A 16,398-nucleotide genomic window follows, 5' to 3' on the forward strand; every position below is an offset into this window, starting at 1 on the left:
CAAGACCCCGCCGAGCGTTTTGCCAGGCGGGGTACATTTGCAAGCAAAACAGGGTTAACCTCGAGGGGAACATCGGATGGGTGGCATGGCCACTCCTTAAGAAGCGCTGCTCTCTTTGGGTAGGAAGAGCAATTCCTCTAGCAGATTTGGCCTTTTCACTCCCGCTTCAGCCACTGCCGGATCTGCTCGGCAGCCACATCGCGACCTCCCAAACCAAAAGCCAAAGCCACCGCGACGGCAATCGCGCCCAGCACTAGGCCAAAAGCTAGCACCACAATGTCGGTGGCTACACCCATCTGTTGTAAGGCCATGGCGCCGACGAAAACCAAGATGGCCACCCGCGCCGCCTGCGCCAGCACGCCTGCAGAGGGGTTGCCCAAGCTCTTGATCATGGAATGGGCCAAATTGGCCAAGTAAAGGCCGATCCCGAACACCAAGGCGCCGATGAGCACCCGCCCAGAAATCAGCAACAGCCCCTCTACGATGTCGGTTAAAGCAGCAAACTGCAACAGCTCCACCGCCGGCACCGCCCCGAACAAGACCACGCCCACCCAGACCACCAGGCCAGCAATTTCAGAGGGGGTGCGCCGCTTCACCAACTCCCCTTCAGCGGCAGGCGCTTCAGGAGCAGGGGCCAAGGGCAAGCCCAGGCCAGCAGCCAAGCGGTCGAAGCCCACCGCCTGCAGCAACTGGGTCACCAAGCCCGCCAAAAACTGCCCCAGCCAGTAAAAGACGGCCAGAATCAGAGCCGATCCTGCCATTCGGGGAATGGCCCGCAACACCTGCTCCAGCATCGCCACCGCCGGATCCGAGATGGCCCGGATTTCCAGAGCATTGAGAGCCGCAATCACCGCCGGGATCAACACCAAGATGTAGGCCACCGTCCCGACAATCTGGGCCAACTGGGGAATGCCAAAGCGGGCCCCCAAGCGGTTGGCTCCTGCTGCCACTAGCAAATTCGAGATGAGGCCGCGCACGATGCGGGCCAAAAACCAGCCCACCACACCAATGATGAGCGCTCCCAAAATGCGCGGCACCATCGACAGGATTTGATCCAGCAGGTTTTGCACCGGCCGCAGCGGCCCCCGCAGGTTCAGCGTATCCAGGATGAGCGGCAAAAAGAACAAGAGAATCAACCAGTAGAGGGCGTCACCCAGAGCTTCATTCAAGAGAAAAGGAGCGACCTCAGCCCCCCCCTCTGACTTTGCAGCCGTTCCTTCTGTGGCCGCTTCTGTACCCACCTCACCGGCAGCGCTCTCCTGTTGGAGAGGCTGAGCCAGCCGCTCGTCCAAGTTAAAGCGCCGTAGCCCCTGAATGACCGCTAGGCGGGCAACCGTGGCCACCGTCCAGCCCACCACCAGCAGCACCAGGGCTCCACCCAGCCGCGGCAGATAGACAAAGATTTCGCCTAAAAACCGATTGAGCGGATCGGAGACGGCCTGAAGCTGTAGGGCATTCAGCACCGCCACCAACACAAAAGCCAGGATGATCCAGTAAACAGCAGCGGCCACCCAACGCTCCGTTTGCGGCAGCTTCTCCCCAGGCTTTTGGCCCATAATCCAAGCAGCCAGGCGGTTATCGAGCTGCGTCCGCTTGAGCAGCCCCCGAACGCCAAAGGCCACCGCCGTGGCCACGATCCAACCCAGAATTAGGATGAAAATCGCCGCCAGCAGATTGGGCATAAAATCGATAAGCCTGGACCAAAGATTGACAAAAAAAGAGACAGTCTCATCTCTAAAGGTGTTTACAGGGGTGTCCATAATTACCCTCACAGCCTGAAATGCTCAGGATGGACAAATGATAAAAGTAGGTTAGCCTGAAGTGCTTCCTTGGGCAAGCTGGGTTTGTCTGGGAGAAAGCCTCAAATGTCAAAAGAAACGGCGGGTCTTGAAACAAAGCTTTACATCTATCCATGGGTAGCAAGGGTTGAGCCAAGCTGCAGGGGTGCTGCCCAAGAAAATTTAAGGTTTAGGTGTATAGGGGAAAACTTTTGCAGTTCTTTAGTGTTGGTTTTTCCTAAGCTTAAATCGGTTTCTTCCAATACACCAGCCCATCTTCTCCGTTGTTGTAATAGCCCTTGCGGCGTCCCAGCAATTGAAACCCTGCCGATTCATAGAGGTGGATGGCGGCGTGGTTGGAAGCCCTCACTTCCAACGTGGCCCAGCGACAGCCTGCTGCTCTAGCTTGGTCTAGGAGCGCTTCTAGGATCCTGCGGCCCAAGCCTTGTCGCCGGTGACCGGGATCCACCGCCAGCGAGATGATGTGGCCTTCTTCTTCGATGCGCCAGAGGATGCCAAAGCCCACCAGCGCTGGTGCTGTTTGCGTCGGCGTCGCGAGGTCTGGAGAGGGAAGGGAGAACTCTGTTCGGCCCGAGCCACAGGAAGCGCCAACGGCAACCGGTTCCGCCACAACCCCAATCACCGTGCTGGTGGGCCGTTCCAGCTCCGCGCGATACCCCTGTTCCCCCCAGTGTCCGCCGTAGCAGCGTCGATCTAGCTCCAGCAATTGGGGCAGGGCGGTGATGTCGAGCATCTGCAGCCGATAACTTGTGCTACCCATGGTGGTCTAGTCCCGCAATTCGCAGAACTCCGATAGCAACAACTGCCCAAAGGGATCGTCATCCGGGGCGGCGTAGGGCAGGGCTCGGCGGCTAAGGCTCAAGATCTGGCCCCCCGATTGGGGATGGGGCTTGAGCTCGTAGTCGATCCCTTCTTGGAAGCCGGCCTCCTGGAGGTAATCTTGGGCGGCTTTGAGGATCCCTGCTCGCAGTTGGGCTTTGACGGCGGGGGCCATGAGGTGGCGAACAAACCAGCGGGCGCTGTCGGGATCCACCTCGGCAAGGTATTGGAGAGCGGGGGTCAACACCGCGGAACGCTCTTGGGGAGAGAGGCTGTTGACCTGCTGCGCCACCGCGGGCACATCCCGCCGTTGCAGGGCCGCGATCAGGGCTTGGATGGCTGGAGAAAAGGTGGGATCCATGGCTGGGGATACCAGAGGGCTTCGAGGGTATGGACAAGGTCTGCCGCTTCCGCAGGAGAAGGAGGATGGGGTAGACAGACCGTGACATGGCCCAGCTTGCGCCCGGGGCGGGCAGGGGTTTTGTGGTACCAGTGCAGCGTGGCATTGGGGATCCCCGCCAGGCGCTGCCGCTTTTGGGCATAGTCACTGCTGGAGTGCTCATAACCCAAGAGGTTCACCATCACTGCTCCCCCACACTTGAGGGAGGGATCCCCCAAGGGGAGGCCGAGGATAGCGCGCAGATGTTGCTCAAACTGGGAGGTGTGGCAGGCTTCCAGGGTGTAGTGGCCGGAGTTGTGAACCCGCGGTGAGATCTCGTTGATCCAGATCCCGGCCTTGGGGTGGGGCGGCGGCACCCAGAAGAGCTCGATGGCGAACACACCCACCGCGTCCAACTTGTCCATCACCTTGACCGCCAGGTCGCGAATCTCGGCCTCGACAGTCGGGGGAAGGCGGGCGGGCGCCAGCACATAGCGGCAGACCTGCTCGATCTGCACAGTTTCCACCACCGGGTAGAGTTGGATCTCCCCCGCCAGCCCGCGGGCCACGATCACCGCCAGCTCCCGCTCAAACGGGATCCACTCTTCCAGCAGCAGCGGGATCCCGGCATACTCGGCCAGAGCCTGTTGCAAGGTTGCTCGGTCGGGCAGGATGCGGGTGCCCTGGCCATCGTAGCCCTGCCGCCGCCGCTTGAGCACCACCGGAAAGCCCAACCCAGATAGGTCTGCCGTCTCCGCAGGGCAAAAGGCCGGCACCGGCACCCCCAACTCCGCCAAGAACTGCCGTTGGTGCAACTTGTCCAGCAGCGGCTCTAGGGTGCTCAGGCGAGGGCGAAAGCGGGATCCCTGCGGATCCAACTTGCGCAGCTCCGGCAGCGGGATGAACTCGTTCTCAAAAGTTACCACCGGGCAGCGTTGCAGCAACTGGGCTGTGGCCTGAGTGTCCGTCACAGCACCCCAGACCACACCGTCGGCTACTGCCACCGCCGGATCGGTGGGGGCAGCGGCCTGCACGATCAGCGGGATCCCCAAGGGGCGGGCCGCCAAAGCCAACATCTGCGCCAACTGCCCGCCGCCGATCACCCCCACCGGTTGGAAGCTCTGGGTTTTTGGGGATACCTGGGGTTCCACCACTGTCTCGCTATACTGACGGGTATGCTGCTATCTGTTGCATCTTGGATCCAGAAATCATTATGGGATCCCTTGCCCTCGAGCGCTAGGAGCAAAACAGTGCAATCCCCTCAACCCTCTGAGCTCAGAGCTTTGATTGACCGGGCCTTGGCAGATAAGGTCCTAACCCGCGCTGAACAACAGCAGATCCTCAATGCCGTCATGGCCGATCAAGAGATTTCCCCAGAAGAGCACGAGCTGCTGGAATTGGTTGTGGAGCGCCTCAGCAGCGGCGAGATCCAAGCTGTGGATTGAGCCCCATCCCCAGGTTCTCCTCAAAACTTCAGAGAACGGATCCCTACTTGGGCTGCCGGGCACTCTGTCGTCCTGGGCCAGTTCCGGTGGGCGGATCGCCTAGAATAATTCAGAACCCACCTGTTTCTGCTGCCATGAGTTCTCGCTCTTCAGATTGGTTCACGCGGGCTCGCCACCTTTTCTACGGCGCGGCCACTGCCCTGGTGGAGATCCTCCAAGACCCGGAAAAGCGGGCCGAAAACCTCAACCGCCTCTCGATGGATCTGGCGCAACTGGCAGCAGAACTGGAGCAAAAGGGGGAGTTGATCGAACAGGAAGCCGTTCGCTACGTTGAAAGTCTCAGGGATCCAGCCGCCAACGCCCCCGCCCCAGAGAGCGAGAGGCCCGCCCCTGCTGAAAGCGCCCCCCCGACCACGGCTTCCCCTGCCCCTATCTCCAAAGAAGAAATGGCCGAGCTGATGGAGCTGATCCACCAGATCGAGTCTTTGCGCCTGGATCTGGAGCGGCTGCGCACCGAGCCTCCCTCTGCCTCGTCCTAAGTCTTGTGCGGTTCGACGTCATCACCCTCTTCCCAGAATTTTTTGCAACGCCGCTGCGCATCGGGCTGGTGGGCAAAGCCCTGGAGCAGGGGATTGCCGAGGTTCACTGCACCAACCCGCGGGACTTTGCCACCGACAAGCACCGCCGGGTCGATGATGAGCCCTACGGGGGTGGGGTGGGCATGGTGCTCAAGCCAGAGCCCTTTTTTGCTGCCGTCGCCTCCTTGCCCCGCCTGGATCCCTACGAGATCATCTTGCTCACGCCGCAGGGGCAACCGCTGAACCAGGCGCTGCTGCGGGAGCTGGCCCAAAAGGCGCAGCTCATCCTGCTCTGTGGCCAGTACGAGGGCTTTGACGAGCGGATCCGCCAATATCTGGCCACCCGCGAGGTGTCGCTGGGCGATTTTGTCTTGACGGGGGGGGAGATCCCGGCGCTGGCCTTGATCAACGGCGTGGTGCGGCTCTTGCCGGGCACAGTTGGTAAAATGGACTCGCTGAGGAGCGAAAGTTTCGAGACGGGGCTGCTGGAGTATCCCCAGTACACCCGTCCACCGGAGTTCCAAGGGCACAAGGTGCCGCCGGTGCTTCTCTCAGGCGACCACCGAGCCATTGCCCGTTGGCGTCTGCAACAGCAGTTGGTTCGCACCTGGCAAAGGCGGCCAGACCTGTTGGCCAAACGCCCCCTCACGCCCGAAGAACAACAGTTGCTGGCAGAGGGGCTGGCCGAGCAGCACACCGATGCGGAGGAACAGGATCAATGTTTGTAAACCGTCTCCGCTCCCCCCTCAACCCCCGGCGCGGGATCCCTGCGGCCCTGGGTCTGCTTCTGCTGGGGATCCTGGCCAGTGCCGAGGTTGCCTTGGCCCAAAGGGGAGATGTCAATGAGGCCATCCGCCGCGACCGCAACGTCCAGTTGTTCGACGGCACCAGCATTGACATGAACGACCTCCTGCGGGCCGCCGAGTTTCTCTCCCGGCAAAATGCTGCCTCGCGTTGGGACAGCAAGGCCGGGATCGACGCAGCGGTAGAGCAATTCAACCGCTCCCGCCGCCCTTTGGTGCTCTCCCCGAGGGCGCTGACGCCTGAGCCCACTCCCACCCCTTGAGAGGGATCCCACCCCCAACAGATCTGTTAAGATCGCTAAGCCGATCTTGAGTGCGCCAAAAGGTGGCGCACCGTTTTCGGGATCCAGCAGGAGATACCGCCGTGGTTAAAAGCACCTCTTCCAGCAAGGCCGATACGGAACAACGTTTGGATCCCGCCAGCCGGGGCCACTCCAGGGACAACTCCCCTGAGTCCAAGGGGATTCTCGGCTTCCTCCAGGAGACCCGCGCGGAATTGGCCAAAATTGTTTGGCCGAGCCGCCAGCAACTGATTAGCGAATCGGTGGGCGTCTTACTGATTGTGTTGGCCTTCGCCTCGTTCATCTACCTGGTCGATCAACTGTTTGGCTGGCTGGCCACTCAACTGTTCTCGTGAGGTTCTTTCTCAGATGGCCCCTGCCAGGGATCCCTATTCATTTTTGGGGACGGGAGGCCCATGCATACAGACAGACACAGAGAGGAGGTGAGGTGATGAGCCCAAAGCCAGAGCAGCGGTGGAAACGCCGTGGGGGCCACCCTGAGCCCCTAGAGCCTGTAGACACGGCGCCAGAAGGGGAAGAAGGCGAAAGTCAAGGTCGTCGCAACCTGCGCTGGTACGCTGTGCAGGTGGCCTCAGGCTGCGAAAACAAAGTCAAAAGCACCCTGATGCAACGGGCGGCGGCTCTGGATGTGGCAGATCAGATTGTCGAGGTGGTGATCCCGAAGCGGACGGGCTTCAAGCTAGATCGATCCGGCAAGCGCCAGGAACAAGAGGAAAAGATTTTTCCCGGCTATGTGCTGGTGCGCATGGATCTCAACGACGACACCTGGATGGTGGTGAAAACTACCCCCAACGTGATCAACTTCGTTGGCACGGAAGAAAAGCGGGCCTACGGTCGTGGTCGGGGCCATGTGACGCCACGGCCCCTCAGCCCAAGCGAAGTCCAGCGCATCTTCAGCAGCGTTGAGGTGGAGGAAGTGCCCCTCAAGATCGACATGGCACCTGGGGATCGCATCGAGGTGCTCTCCGGCCCCTTCCAAGGATTTTACGGCGAAGTGGTGGATGTCAGCCCAGAGCGGGGCAAGCTCAAGGCCTTGATCTCGATTTTCGGGCGCGATACTCCGGTAGAATTAGAGTTTGGTCAAGTGCGAAAAGAGGTGTAACGGCGTTTCATGGCTAAGAAACTGGTGGCAGTGGTCAAGCTGGCCATCCAGGCGGGCAAAGCCACCCCCGCCCCCCCCATCGGCCCGGCGCTGGGCCAGCACGGGGTTAACATCATGGCCTTCTGCAAGGAATATAACGCCAAAACGGCGGATCAAGCCGGGATGGTGGTGCCGGTCGAGATCTCGATTTACGAGGATCGCAGCTTCACCTTCGTCCTCAAGACGCCGCCGGCTTCGGTGTTGATCAAAAAAGCCCTCGGCATTGAGTCGGGATCCAGTGAGCCCCACAAAGTCAAGGTGGGATCCCTGACGCGAGCGCAACTGCGTCAGATTGCCGAGCAGAAGTTGCCCGATTTGAATGCCCGTGATGTGGAGGCGGCTATGAAAATCATCGCCGGCACTGCCCGCAGCATGGGGGTGACAATCGTCGATTGATGAAGGATCTTTAGTCTGATTGTTGTCTTGAAGTTTTGGGGGAGAGAGGTTCTCGCCAGCACCCCGAGGAGAAACGATGGCTCGAAAACTGTCCAAACGTATGCAGGCTTTGCGGGAGAAGGTCAAGCCCATTGCCTATCCCCCCGCAGAAGCCCTGGCCCTGATGAAGGAGACGGCCACTGCCAAATTTGACGAGGCGGCAGAGGTTCACATCCGCCTGGGGATCGATCCCAAGTATGCCGACCAGCAGTTGCGCACCACCGTCGTCTTGCCCCGCGGCACCGGGCAGGAGATTCGGGTGGCGGTGATTGCCCGTGGCGAGAAGGTTACGGAAGCCCAGAACGCAGGAGCCGACCGGGTGGGCTTTGAAGACCTAATCGAGGAGATCGGCAAGGGCATGATCGATTTCGACCTGCTGATTGCCACCCCCGATGTGATGCCCCAGGTTGCTAAGCTGGGGCGCCTATTGGGGCCGCGTGGCCTCATGCCCTCTCCCAAGGGTGGGACGGTCACCATGGATTTGGCCCAAGCCATCAAGGAGTTCAAAGCCGGCAAGCTGGAGTACCGGGCGGACAAAACCGGCATTGTGCATTTGATTTTCGGCAAGTGCAAGTTCCCTGTCGAAGCACTGCTGGAAAACTTGAAAGCCGTGCAAGAGTCTGTTGACCGCAACCGTCCCCCTGGAGCCAAGGGCAAGTATTGGCGAGCCCTACATGTTTGTGCTACAATGGGCCCCTCGATTGAGGTTGACATCAATGCCCTGCGAGAGCTGAAGTTGGTTGCTTAAGGCTGCTTCGGCGCTGCAAAGGGAAAAAGGCAGTTGCTTGCCGTTTGAATTGACTATTTTTCTGGAGGATCTGGGCAGAGAAGAGCTTCCCACAGTTGAATAGCAAGCCGAAGACAGCAGGTGCCTAGGGGCTTAATGTCCTGCCGAGGTTTGAGTGGAGTGCAAAGGGATCCCGTTGTGGATTGCTGGGTTATGCCTGCCTCAATGCGTCTCGGCTCTGGCTGGGACGCATTCTATTTGGCGGCTCTAGATACCCCCTTCCGACGGCAACACCTGTTCGGCCCTCAGTAAGCCAGTGACAACAAAGGAGGTGAGCGCATGGGCAAGCAACCTGTAGCGAAAAAAGCGGAGGTGGTCGATGAAGTTCGATCCCTGTTGCAAGCCAGCCAAATGGTGCTGGTCATCGACTACAAGGGGCTGACCGTTTCCGAGATGAACCAACTGCGGGCGGAGCTGCGCAAGGCGGATGCTGTCTGCATGGTGGTTAAAAATACCTTGATGCGGCGGGCTGTCGCCGACCAAAAGGCTTGGGCAGGGATTCTTCCCTTCCTGTCAGGGCCGACGGCCTTTATCATGATCCGGGGTGATATTCCAGCGGCCCTGAAGGCGTATCAAGATTTCGCCAAGCAAACCAAGAAGACCGAATTCCGCGGCGCCGCTGCCGAGGGGCTATCCCTGACCTTGGATCAGGCCAAGGCCATCGCCGAGCTGCCGCCCAAGGAGGTGCTCATGGCCCAAGTGGCGGGCAGCCTCAAGTCGGTGGCCACCCGACTGGCAGTGGGGCTCAATGCAGTGCCCACGCAAGTGGCTCGCGGTATCCATGAGATCCCGGCCTCCCTGGCAAGGGCCATCCGGGCTATTGCCGACAAGGAGGCGGCCTGACGGGATCGACCTGTGTTGGGTTCATCAACCCAATTCCACCTATCCACTTCGTTACCCTGAGGAGACAAGACCATGGCTTCGGAGCGTGTTCAAAAGATCCTGGAAGAGTTGAAAGCATTGAGCTTGTTGGAGGCTGCCGAGTTGGTGAAAGCCATCGAAGAAACCTTTGGCGTCAATGCGGCTGCCCCAGCAGGTGGCATGGTTATGGCTGCTCCCGTGGCAGCGGCAGCGGCACCGGCGCCAGCAGCGGCGGCTGAACCGGTGGAAGAGCAAACGGCCTTTGATGTCATTCTCGAGGCTGTCCCTGCGGATAAGAAGATCGCCGTCCTCAAGGTGGTGCGCGAGTTGACCGGCTTGGGCCTGAAAGATGCCAAAGATCTTGTGGAGGCCGCTCCCAAACCGGTCAAGGAAGGGATCCCCAAAGAGGAAGCCAACGAGATCAAGAAGAAGCTGGAGGAAGCTGGCGCTACGGTCAAGGTCAAGTAGTTCCATCAGCAGGGGAAAGGGATCCTCATTCAGAGCGTCTCTTGCTCCCAGCACAAGGGAGCTGCCAGAGCTCCAAGTTTAACCAGAACGATGAAGGAGGGGCAAAGCAGCTCCTCCTTTTTCGCTGATACGCCGCCGCGCTCTGCCCCTCTCCCTCGGAGAGGCAGGGAAATTGCTGGGCTGATCCCCCTTGCCGATTGGGGCGGTTAAACCCTGAAAACGCCCTCGTCAGCCGGTCGGAAACCATTACAATGGGTTACGGACGTTCGCCAGCACCCCCCATGGACTTCGGAGTCGGATTTCTTTCCAACAACGTCATGCTGCCGATCCTGGATTTTTTCTACGGGATCGTGCCCAGCTATGGACTGGCCATCATCTTCCTGACGTTGGTGATCCGCTTTGCCCTCTACCCGCTCAACGTCGGATCTATCCGCAACATGCGGCGCATGAAGGTGATTAACCCTTTGATGCGGCGGCGGATGCAAGAAATCCAGGAGAAGTACCGGGATGACCCACAAAAGCTGCGCGACGCCCAGGCCAAACTGTACAGCGAGCTGGGAGTCAACCCGCTGTCGGGTTGTCTGCCGCTTTTGATTCAAATGCCGGTGCTCTTTGCTCTCTTTGCCACGCTGCGGGGATCCCCCTTTGCAGCGGTTACCTACGACGTCAACCTGCAGATCTTGCCAGCAGAGGTGGCGGCAGAGGTGGTGCCCACCCCCTACGTCAGCCCCAGTAAGAACATCTTCGTCGCCGACTCGGTACACAAGCCAGTGGTGCTGGTGGAGCCCAAAGGCACCAAGATTGCCGTAGGGGAGCAGGTGCAGTTTCTGCTGCAGGGGCCGGGGGGCAAGCCCTTTGAGCAGTTGGTGGCAGAAGCGGGCGGGGATCCCAGCCTGTTGCAGCCCACCTGGAAGATCACCAAAGGAGAAGAGCGGGCCCAGATCCAGCCGGATGGCACCTTGCTGGCCCTGCAGCCAGGGGAAGTGACTGTGGAGGTTGCGATCCCGGGCCTAGCCTCTGACACGGGCTTTCTGTTTATCGACAAGTTAGGCCGTGTCGGCGCCTTTGACCCGGATGGCACCATCCACTGGGACATCATCGGCATGATTGTCCTTTTCGGCGTCTCCATTTACCTGAACCAATCCCTGACCAACGCTGGCCAGGAGACAGGCCAAGAGGATCCCAGCCAGAGCTCGATGGCTCGCATCACCCCTGTGCTGTTCTCAGCAATGTTCCTGTTCTTCCCCTTGCCGGCTGGAGTTTTGCTCTATATCCTTGTCTCCAACATCTTCCAAACTGTGCAAACCTTCTTGCTCTCGCGGGAGCCGTTGCCGGAGAACTTGCAGCGGTTGGTGGAAGAGGAGCGCCGCCGCGCTGCCCAGGTGATCACGGTGGAAGCCAAGGAGGTTGACCGACCGGCCAAGCCAAAGGCAGCCGGGGGAGGGCGCGAATCCCTGCCCTTTGAGCCCTAGGCAGTCCTTGCTGCTTGGCGTGGGGTGAGCTTACGGTCGAGTGCTTGATACCTCTTCAGAATTGGAAGCTGCCCAGGATGAGCCCCCCTGAGTCCTCTACGGGATCTTTGAAGGGATCCGCCGCCAAAAAATCGCATCAGAAGTCTGAGGGAACCGTTGCGCCTTCCCAGGGCAAGCTTTCTCCTGCCGAACATCGAGAACGGGCCAGGCAGTGGTTGCAGCAGGTGCTGGCGGCGATGGGAATCCCGGCAGTGGTGCGGGTGGTGGGGGAGATAATCGAAATTGAGGCCGATTCTCTAACTCCGGCCCAGAAGCAAATGCTGCTCTCAAAAGCGCCTGCATTGCCCTTGCCGTCGTCCAAAGAAGCTGGCCCTGAGGAAGAGCGCTCCCCGGTGGTTTTGGATGCGTTGCAGTATCTGGCCAACACCCTTCTCAACCTCAACCAGCCAGAAGACCAACAGCAGCCCTATATCCTGGATCTGGATGGCTATCGTCAGCGCCGTTTGCAGGAGCTCAAAGCCTTGGTTGCTGTCGCGGTGCAAAAGGTGAGAACCAGTGGTCGGGAATACGAGTTTCCCGATCTTTCTGCTGCCGAGCGGCGGCAGATCCACACGCTCCTGAAAGACCCTGCCTACGCCGATCTGGAAACCTTCAGCCGTGGCAAAGAGCCTGACCGTCGTCTGGTGATCCGGCGGGCCTCTTCTCGACCCTGACCTGGGGGCTCTCTTGCCGATAGGGGCGATTCTAGGGATCCCTGCTACCCAGAACGTATAGAGGGGGATGTCATGCTGAGGCCAATTCGTCTATCCGACCTGCGGCAGATGCCCGGTCAAACCCAAGAGGTACAGTTTAGGCAGTTTTTTTCAGGTTTTGAGAGCTTGACCCCTGTGGAGGGATCCCTGCAGGCCAGCCACCGGGGGCATTTCCTGGAGGTGAGCGCCGAGGCCCGCACCATCGTCACCCTCACCTGTCACCGCTGCCTGCAGCAGTTCAACCACCGGCTGCACCTGCAGGTTGAGGAGATCATCCTAATTCGGGAGCCCAGTCCTGAACCGCCGCCTCTAGAGCTGGAATTGCGGGACGAAGAAGATCTGCTGGAGAGCCTGCCGCCCAACGGCGAGCTGGATATCGAAGACTGGATGTACCAACACCTGCATTTGGAGATGCCCCACCAGTTGCCCTGTCGCCCCGATTGCCCGGGCATTGTGGTGGAATCGGCTGCGCCGCCTCCGGTGGATCCCCGCTGGTCGGCCCTGGCTGCCCTCCTTAAAGACTCCCCCCATCCCTAGCCACTCTCCACGGGGGGGGCTCCGGGCCATGAGCTGTATCGCTGCTGGCTAGAATGACCCCATATTTGCAGGTTCTCTGGCGTTTTGCTCGGCCCCACACCGTCTACGGCACCAGTGCCAGTCTGCTGGGCCTCTACTTGCTGGCCGGGTTCGTGGCCGTTGAACCAACGGCCCTGCTAACTGTCCTTCCCCAGTTGGGCGTGGCTTGGGTGGCTTGTCTGGCGGCCAATGTCTATATTGTCGGCCTCAACCAGCTCACGGATATCGAGATCGACCGCATCAACAAACCCCATCTGCCCCTGGCCGCCGGCTCCCTGAGTTGGCGACAGGGGGTGGGGATCGTCGCCGTCTGCGGGGTGGCATCCATCCTATTGGCCCTGACAGGGATCCCGTACCTGTTGTTGACGGTGCTTTTGAGCAACGGAATCGGCACCGCCTATTCCTTGCCCCCCCTGCGGTTGAAACGATTTCCGCTGGCGGCCTCGGCTTGTATCTATTGTGTGCGGGGGTTGATCGTCAATCTGGGCCTGTACAGCCATTTTCAGCAGTTGATGCAGGGGGAAGTCGAGCTTTCTGCTCCCATTGTTTTTCTGACAGGGTTTATGTCTATTTTTGGGCTGGTGATCGCCCTTTTCAAAGATATTCCCGACATGGAGGGGGATCGGCGGTTTGCCATTGCCACCTTTTCGTTGCGCTTTGGCCAGGAGCGGATCTCAAAGTTTTGCATTGGCATTTTGGCCGCTTGTTACCTAGCGTTTATCGCTTTGGGAAGCTATTTTCTTCTCATGGGCCAGGGTGCCTGGATGCTGTTAGGGCATGGGCTGGGGCTAGGAATCCTTGTGGGCTATGGTGTTCGCCTGGATCTGGGTTGCCGCGACGCGATCGTGGCCTATTATCAACTGATCTGGAAGTTGTTTTACTTGGAGTACTTGCTCTATCCTTGGGCCTTCTTCCCTTTTTCCTAGCGATTTCTCGCCCTGGATCTCAGGCAGGCAGTAGATCTCCAAAAACCTAGAGATACCGCTTCATCTGGATGCGAAAGCGGCCTTTTTTCGTCTCGGCTACCTCTTCAATTTGCAGCCGACCGCGACCACGAATAGCAATCCAATCCTGGGGGCCGACAGTGTAGCTGGCTTGGGTAATCGGCTTCCAATTAACCCGCACCTCTCCCCGCTGGATCTCTTCCACCATCTTGCTGCGGGACAGGCCAAATCCCGCCGAGGCCACTGCATCCAGGCGCAAAGAGGCTTCCACGCTGGTGATGGACTTCACCCGCGGCGGTTGAACCTTTAATTGGTTGAGAGGGATGGGGCTGACCTTGACGGGCACGCTGCGCACCTGCGTCAGGTTGAGGCTGAGATAGTCCACCAATTCCGGCACAACGATGGCCTGGGCCCCCGTGTCACCTAAAACAAGGATGTCTCCCACTTTCTCCCGGGCAATGCCAGCTCCCAGCAGGGCTCCCAAAAAATCGCGGTGAGTGGCCGGGTCGAAAAGAAAGTTTCCCTGTATCTGAACAGCGGCCAAGGGGATCCCTTCTGCGCCTTCCACCTTCAAGCTGACCTCAGAGCGAGCCAGGGCTAGGCGTTGCCGCTCCGCCTGGGCATAGCCCCCCCAGGCCACCACCTGCAGTTCAGCCAAGTTGTGCAACCGGCTTTGCACCTCGGCTACCTCTGGCGGGGAGAGAAAATCGCTCCAGACCACTTGCCAGGTTTTGAGGGCTTGCTCCCCCAGATCCAGAATGCGCGCTAAGGTTTCTCGATACTCCGCTCCTTTCAGTAGATCGACTCTGGGCAGCATGTTGGGACGCTTCAAGGCTTCGTTCTGTTTGTCCCATGCTAAGCTAGATCCCCAGGATCCTGGCGGGCGTAGCCAAGTGGTTAAGGCAGAGGATTGTGGTTCCTCCATTCGTGGGTTCGAGTCCCATCGTCCGCCCTGCCAAAGAGAGAAAGGGGCCTCTATTCGCAGCTTAAAACCAGGGTGCCCACGGCGTCGATGCTGCCTGTCCAACCGGCTTCGATGACTACGGTAGCCTCAGGCATCTCCACAATCGCCGGCCCGCGTAGCGGAAACCCCACATCCATGCGCCGCCGATCGTAAACCGGGACTGAACGCATTTGGCCGCCCATCCAGGCCTGTCGCTCCCCCTTGAAGGGATCCCCTGGCAAGGGTGGGGGGGCTTGCAGCGGGACGCTGGGCAAGGCCTGCACCGCCCGCAGGCGCAACTGGATGGCTTCCACCACCTGGCTGGGATCCTGCCAGCCGTGGCGCTGCTGGTGGGCCTGGTGAAACCGCTGTTCCAAGAGAGAAACTGGATCCGACAACTGGGCCGGGATCTCCAGCTCAAAGGACTGGCCGCGATAGCGCAGGTCTAAGCTGAAGTACAGCTCCGGCTCCTGCAGGTCAGCTTTCGCCTGGCGGATGAGGGGCGCCGCCCATGGGGCCAAAAGGGATCCCTCGGCAGCCGACTCCAGTTGCCGCAGCGGCTGCAGGATGGCCCGCCGGTAATCCCGCTGTAGGTTGGCCACAGCCATACCTAGCGCTGAGAGGACACCGGCAAAGGCCGGGATCAAGATGCGGCGGATCCCCAGCTCCTCTGCCAGGGCACAGGCGTGCATAGGCCCGGCTCCGCCAAAGGCCAGCAGGGCAAAATCGGCGGGATCCAAGCCCCGCTCCACGCTAATCACCCGCAAGGCCCGTGCCATGGCCCCATTGGCCAGGGTGCGAATGCCGACAGCTGTCTCCTCCAAACTCAAACCCAAGGGCTCCGCCAGCGTCGCAATAGCCTGGCCAGCCAAGTCCCGCCGCAGGCAAACAGAGTCCCCCAGCCAGCCCCCATCCGGCAGGTAGCCCAGCCAAAGGTTGGCGTCGGTTACTGTGGGAGCCGTTCCTCCCCGCCCGTAGCAGGCCGGCCCAGGGTTGGAGCCGGCACTTTCCGGCCCCACCTGCAGCCCCCCGCCCGGCAACAGCAAGGCCAGGGATCCGCCCCCGGCACTGACGGTATGGATATCAATCTGAGGCTGTTGCACCGGCAGGCCGCACACCACCGCTGACGGGGTAACCTGAGGGAGGCCGTCTTGAATGAGGGCCACATCGGTGCTGGTTCCTCCCATGTCCAGGCTGAGCAGATGGGAATAGCCGCTCAGACGGCCCACATAGGCCGCTCCGTAAACGCCGCCCGCCGGCCCCGAAAGCAATGCCACCGAGGCGTGGGCTGCCGCCTGAGCAAGGGAGGTGACGCCGCCGGAGGATTGCATGATCAGGGGGGCGGGGATCCCTCTCTCCCGACAACCTTGGGCCAAGCGGTGCAGGTAGCCCGCCAGCGCCGGGCTGAGGTAGGCATCAATGGCTGTGGTGCTGAAGCGCTCGTATTCGCGAAACTCCGGTGTCACTTCGCAGGAGAGGGAAACGTGCAAGCCGGGCAAGGCCTCGCGCAAAGCCGCCCCCAGGCGCTGCTCGTGCTCCGGGTAGAGGAAAGAAAACAAAAACCCCACCCCCACCGCGCGGATCCCATCCCGCCGTACCCGCTCTCCCACCTCCCGGATGACGCGCTGGATCTCCTCCTCCGTCAGCGGCTCCAACACGCCGCTTGCGCTGCAGCGCTCCTTTACCTCTAGGCAGTGGTGGCGGGGCACCACCGGCTCCGGCTTGGGCTGGGTGAGGTCGTAGAGGGAGGGGCGGTTTTGGCGGCCAATGGCCAGCACATCCCGGAAACCCGCCGTGGTCAAAAACAGGGTAGGGGCTCCCTTGCGCTCCAGGAGGGCGTTGGTGGCCACCGTCATACCATGGCAGAACACGTCTACCTTGACCGCGCCCAGCT

Annotated in this window: 20 protein-coding genes, 1 tRNA gene and 1 other annotated feature; of the genes, 15 read left to right on the forward strand and 6 right to left on the reverse strand. The window is 60.3% G+C overall.

The genetic code is table 11. The annotated features are described in order from the left end of the window. Positions 1–155: 155 nt before the first annotated feature. The 4 genes from NW841_RS02140 to NW841_RS02155 form a co-directional block, all read right to left on the reverse strand. Complete coding sequence (locus tag NW841_RS02140; RefSeq protein WP_414385161.1) at positions 156–1,682, reverse strand: mechanosensitive ion channel; 1,527 nt, start codon at positions 1,680–1,682, stop codon at positions 156–158. Between the two features lie 340 nt (positions 1,683–2,022). Further along, positions 2,023–2,559, reverse strand: a complete 537-nt coding sequence (gene rimI, locus NW841_RS02145) for a ribosomal protein S18-alanine N-acetyltransferase (protein WP_414377044.1) — start codon at positions 2,557–2,559, stop codon at positions 2,023–2,025. A gap of 6 nt (positions 2,560–2,565) precedes the next feature. Beyond that, positions 2,566–2,979: a hypothetical protein gene (locus NW841_RS02150; RefSeq protein ID WP_414370844.1), complete on the reverse strand. Its 414-nt coding sequence runs from the start codon at positions 2,977–2,979 to the stop codon at positions 2,566–2,568. Continuing rightward, a complete protein-coding gene (locus NW841_RS02155) occupies positions 2,943–4,148 on the reverse strand; it encodes a 5-(carboxyamino)imidazole ribonucleotide synthase (protein ID WP_414385164.1) in 1,206 nt (401 codons plus the stop codon). The genes NW841_RS02150 and NW841_RS02155 overlap by 37 nt, the downstream gene beginning before the upstream one ends. A 99-nt stretch (positions 4,149–4,247) precedes the next feature. Here NW841_RS02155 and NW841_RS02160 point away from each other — a divergent pair, with 99 nt between their 5' ends. From NW841_RS02160 to NW841_RS02225, 14 genes are all read left to right on the forward strand, one after another. Further along, a complete protein-coding gene (locus NW841_RS02160; protein WP_414377048.1) occupies positions 4,248–4,442 on the forward strand; it encodes a hypothetical protein in 195 nt (64 codons plus the stop codon). Between the two features lie 134 nt (positions 4,443–4,576). Next, positions 4,577–4,981, forward strand: a complete 405-nt coding sequence (locus NW841_RS02165; protein ID WP_414385166.1) for a hypothetical protein — start codon at positions 4,577–4,579, stop codon at positions 4,979–4,981. 5 nt (positions 4,982–4,986) lie between these two features. Continuing rightward, on the forward strand, positions 4,987–5,748 hold the full coding sequence (gene trmD / locus NW841_RS02170; protein ID WP_414365353.1) for a tRNA (guanosine(37)-N1)-methyltransferase TrmD: 762 nt from the start codon (positions 4,987–4,989) through the stop codon (positions 5,746–5,748). After that, the gene (locus NW841_RS02175) at positions 5,739–6,086 is read left to right on the forward strand and encodes a hypothetical protein (protein ID WP_414348063.1); all 348 of its coding nucleotides are present in this window, start codon (positions 5,739–5,741) and stop codon (positions 6,084–6,086) included. Before trmD ends, NW841_RS02175 begins: the two co-directional genes overlap by 10 nt. Positions 6,087–6,232: 146 nt before the next feature. Beyond that, on the forward strand, positions 6,233–6,460 hold the full coding sequence (gene secE, locus NW841_RS02180; RefSeq protein WP_414365355.1) for a preprotein translocase subunit SecE: 228 nt from the start codon (positions 6,233–6,235) through the stop codon (positions 6,458–6,460). A gap of 95 nt (positions 6,461–6,555) precedes the next feature. Next, complete coding sequence (gene nusG, locus NW841_RS02185; RefSeq protein WP_414365349.1) at positions 6,556–7,227, forward strand: transcription termination/antitermination protein NusG; 672 nt, start codon at positions 6,556–6,558, stop codon at positions 7,225–7,227. A gap of 9 nt (positions 7,228–7,236) precedes the next feature. Further along, positions 7,237–7,662: a 50S ribosomal protein L11 gene (rplK, locus tag NW841_RS02190; protein WP_011430609.1), complete on the forward strand. Its 426-nt coding sequence runs from the start codon at positions 7,237–7,239 to the stop codon at positions 7,660–7,662. Between the two features lie 76 nt (positions 7,663–7,738). Continuing rightward, a complete protein-coding gene (gene rplA / locus NW841_RS02195; protein ID WP_414365347.1) occupies positions 7,739–8,449 on the forward strand; it encodes a 50S ribosomal protein L1 in 711 nt (236 codons plus the stop codon). An 89-nt stretch (positions 8,450–8,538) separates the two neighbouring features. Next, positions 8,539–8,694, forward strand: a sequence feature (ribosomal protein L10 leader region). 73 nt (positions 8,695–8,767) lie between these two features. Then, positions 8,768–9,331, forward strand: a complete 564-nt coding sequence (rplJ, locus tag NW841_RS02200; protein WP_414385168.1) for a 50S ribosomal protein L10 — start codon at positions 8,768–8,770, stop codon at positions 9,329–9,331. Between the two features lie 72 nt (positions 9,332–9,403). Beyond that, positions 9,404–9,817, forward strand: coding sequence for a 50S ribosomal protein L7/L12 (rplL, locus tag NW841_RS02205; protein WP_414377056.1), 414 nt, complete (start codon positions 9,404–9,406; stop codon positions 9,815–9,817). A 281-nt stretch (positions 9,818–10,098) separates the two neighbouring features. Then, entirely contained in the window at positions 10,099–11,289 is a 1,191-nt protein-coding gene (gene yidC / locus NW841_RS02210; RefSeq protein ID WP_414365341.1) for a membrane protein insertase YidC, read from the forward strand. A gap of 77 nt (positions 11,290–11,366) precedes the next feature. Next, the gene (locus NW841_RS02215) at positions 11,367–12,002 is read left to right on the forward strand and encodes a protein jag (RefSeq protein WP_414385170.1); all 636 of its coding nucleotides are present in this window, start codon (positions 11,367–11,369) and stop codon (positions 12,000–12,002) included. A 72-nt stretch (positions 12,003–12,074) separates the two neighbouring features. After that, on the forward strand, positions 12,075–12,578 hold the full coding sequence (locus tag NW841_RS02220; RefSeq protein WP_414365337.1) for a YceD family protein: 504 nt from the start codon (positions 12,075–12,077) through the stop codon (positions 12,576–12,578). A gap of 53 nt (positions 12,579–12,631) precedes the next feature. Next, a complete protein-coding gene (locus NW841_RS02225) occupies positions 12,632–13,543 on the forward strand; it encodes a homogentisate phytyltransferase (RefSeq protein WP_414372178.1) in 912 nt (303 codons plus the stop codon). 46 nt (positions 13,544–13,589) lie between these two features. Here NW841_RS02225 and NW841_RS02230 read toward each other — a convergent pair whose 3' ends face one another. After that, on the reverse strand, positions 13,590–14,378 hold the full coding sequence (locus NW841_RS02230; protein WP_414372176.1) for a photosystem II S4 domain protein: 789 nt from the start codon (positions 14,376–14,378) through the stop codon (positions 13,590–13,592). Positions 14,379–14,440: 62 nt separating this feature from the next. Here NW841_RS02230 and NW841_RS02235 point away from each other — a divergent pair. Then, positions 14,441–14,513, forward strand: a tRNA-His gene (locus tag NW841_RS02235). 23 nt (positions 14,514–14,536) lie between these two features. Here NW841_RS02235 and NW841_RS02240 read toward each other — a convergent pair. After that, a partial coding sequence (locus NW841_RS02240; protein ID WP_414385171.1) for a hydantoinase/oxoprolinase family protein occupies positions 14,537–16,398 on the reverse strand: 1,862 nt, incomplete at its 5' end.

The sequence above is a fragment of the Synechococcus sp. H60.3 genome, assembly GCF_047462295.1.
Lineage (GTDB): Bacteria > Cyanobacteriota > Cyanobacteriia > Thermostichales > Thermostichaceae > Thermostichus.

What these genes read in the sequence shown, in the direction of transcription:
- NW841_RS02230 (WP_414372176.1), bottom strand. Translation starts at nt 14,378, where the DNA reads ATGCTGCCCAGAGTCGATCTACTGAAAGGAGCGGAGTATCGAGAAACC.
- rplA (WP_414365347.1), top strand. Translation starts at nt 7,739, where the DNA reads ATGGCTCGAAAACTGTCCAAACGTATGCAGGCTTTGCGGGAGAAGGTC.
- NW841_RS02215 (WP_414385170.1), top strand. Translation starts at nt 11,367, where the DNA reads ATGAGCCCCCCTGAGTCCTCTACGGGATCTTTGAAGGGATCCGCCGCC.
- NW841_RS02140 (WP_414385161.1), bottom strand. Translation starts at nt 1,682, where the DNA reads ATGCCCAATCTGCTGGCGGCGATTTTCATCCTAATTCTGGGTTGGATC.
- rplL (WP_414377056.1), top strand. Translation starts at nt 9,404, where the DNA reads ATGGCTTCGGAGCGTGTTCAAAAGATCCTGGAAGAGTTGAAAGCATTG.
- NW841_RS02175 (WP_414348063.1), top strand. Translation starts at nt 5,739, where the DNA reads ATGTTTGTAAACCGTCTCCGCTCCCCCCTCAACCCCCGGCGCGGGATC.
- yidC (WP_414365341.1), top strand. Translation starts at nt 10,099, where the DNA reads ATGGACTTCGGAGTCGGATTTCTTTCCAACAACGTCATGCTGCCGATC.
- nusG (WP_414365349.1), top strand. Translation starts at nt 6,556, where the DNA reads ATGAGCCCAAAGCCAGAGCAGCGGTGGAAACGCCGTGGGGGCCACCCT.
- NW841_RS02165 (WP_414385166.1), top strand. Translation starts at nt 4,577, where the DNA reads ATGAGTTCTCGCTCTTCAGATTGGTTCACGCGGGCTCGCCACCTTTTC.
- rplJ (WP_414385168.1), top strand. Translation starts at nt 8,768, where the DNA reads ATGGGCAAGCAACCTGTAGCGAAAAAAGCGGAGGTGGTCGATGAAGTT.
- rplK (WP_011430609.1), top strand. Translation starts at nt 7,237, where the DNA reads ATGGCTAAGAAACTGGTGGCAGTGGTCAAGCTGGCCATCCAGGCGGGC.
- NW841_RS02150 (WP_414370844.1), bottom strand. Translation starts at nt 2,979, where the DNA reads ATGGATCCCACCTTTTCTCCAGCCATCCAAGCCCTGATCGCGGCCCTG.
- NW841_RS02225 (WP_414372178.1), top strand. Translation starts at nt 12,632, where the DNA reads ATGACCCCATATTTGCAGGTTCTCTGGCGTTTTGCTCGGCCCCACACC.
- rimI (WP_414377044.1), bottom strand. Translation starts at nt 2,559, where the DNA reads ATGGGTAGCACAAGTTATCGGCTGCAGATGCTCGACATCACCGCCCTG.
- NW841_RS02220 (WP_414365337.1), top strand. Translation starts at nt 12,075, where the DNA reads ATGCTGAGGCCAATTCGTCTATCCGACCTGCGGCAGATGCCCGGTCAA.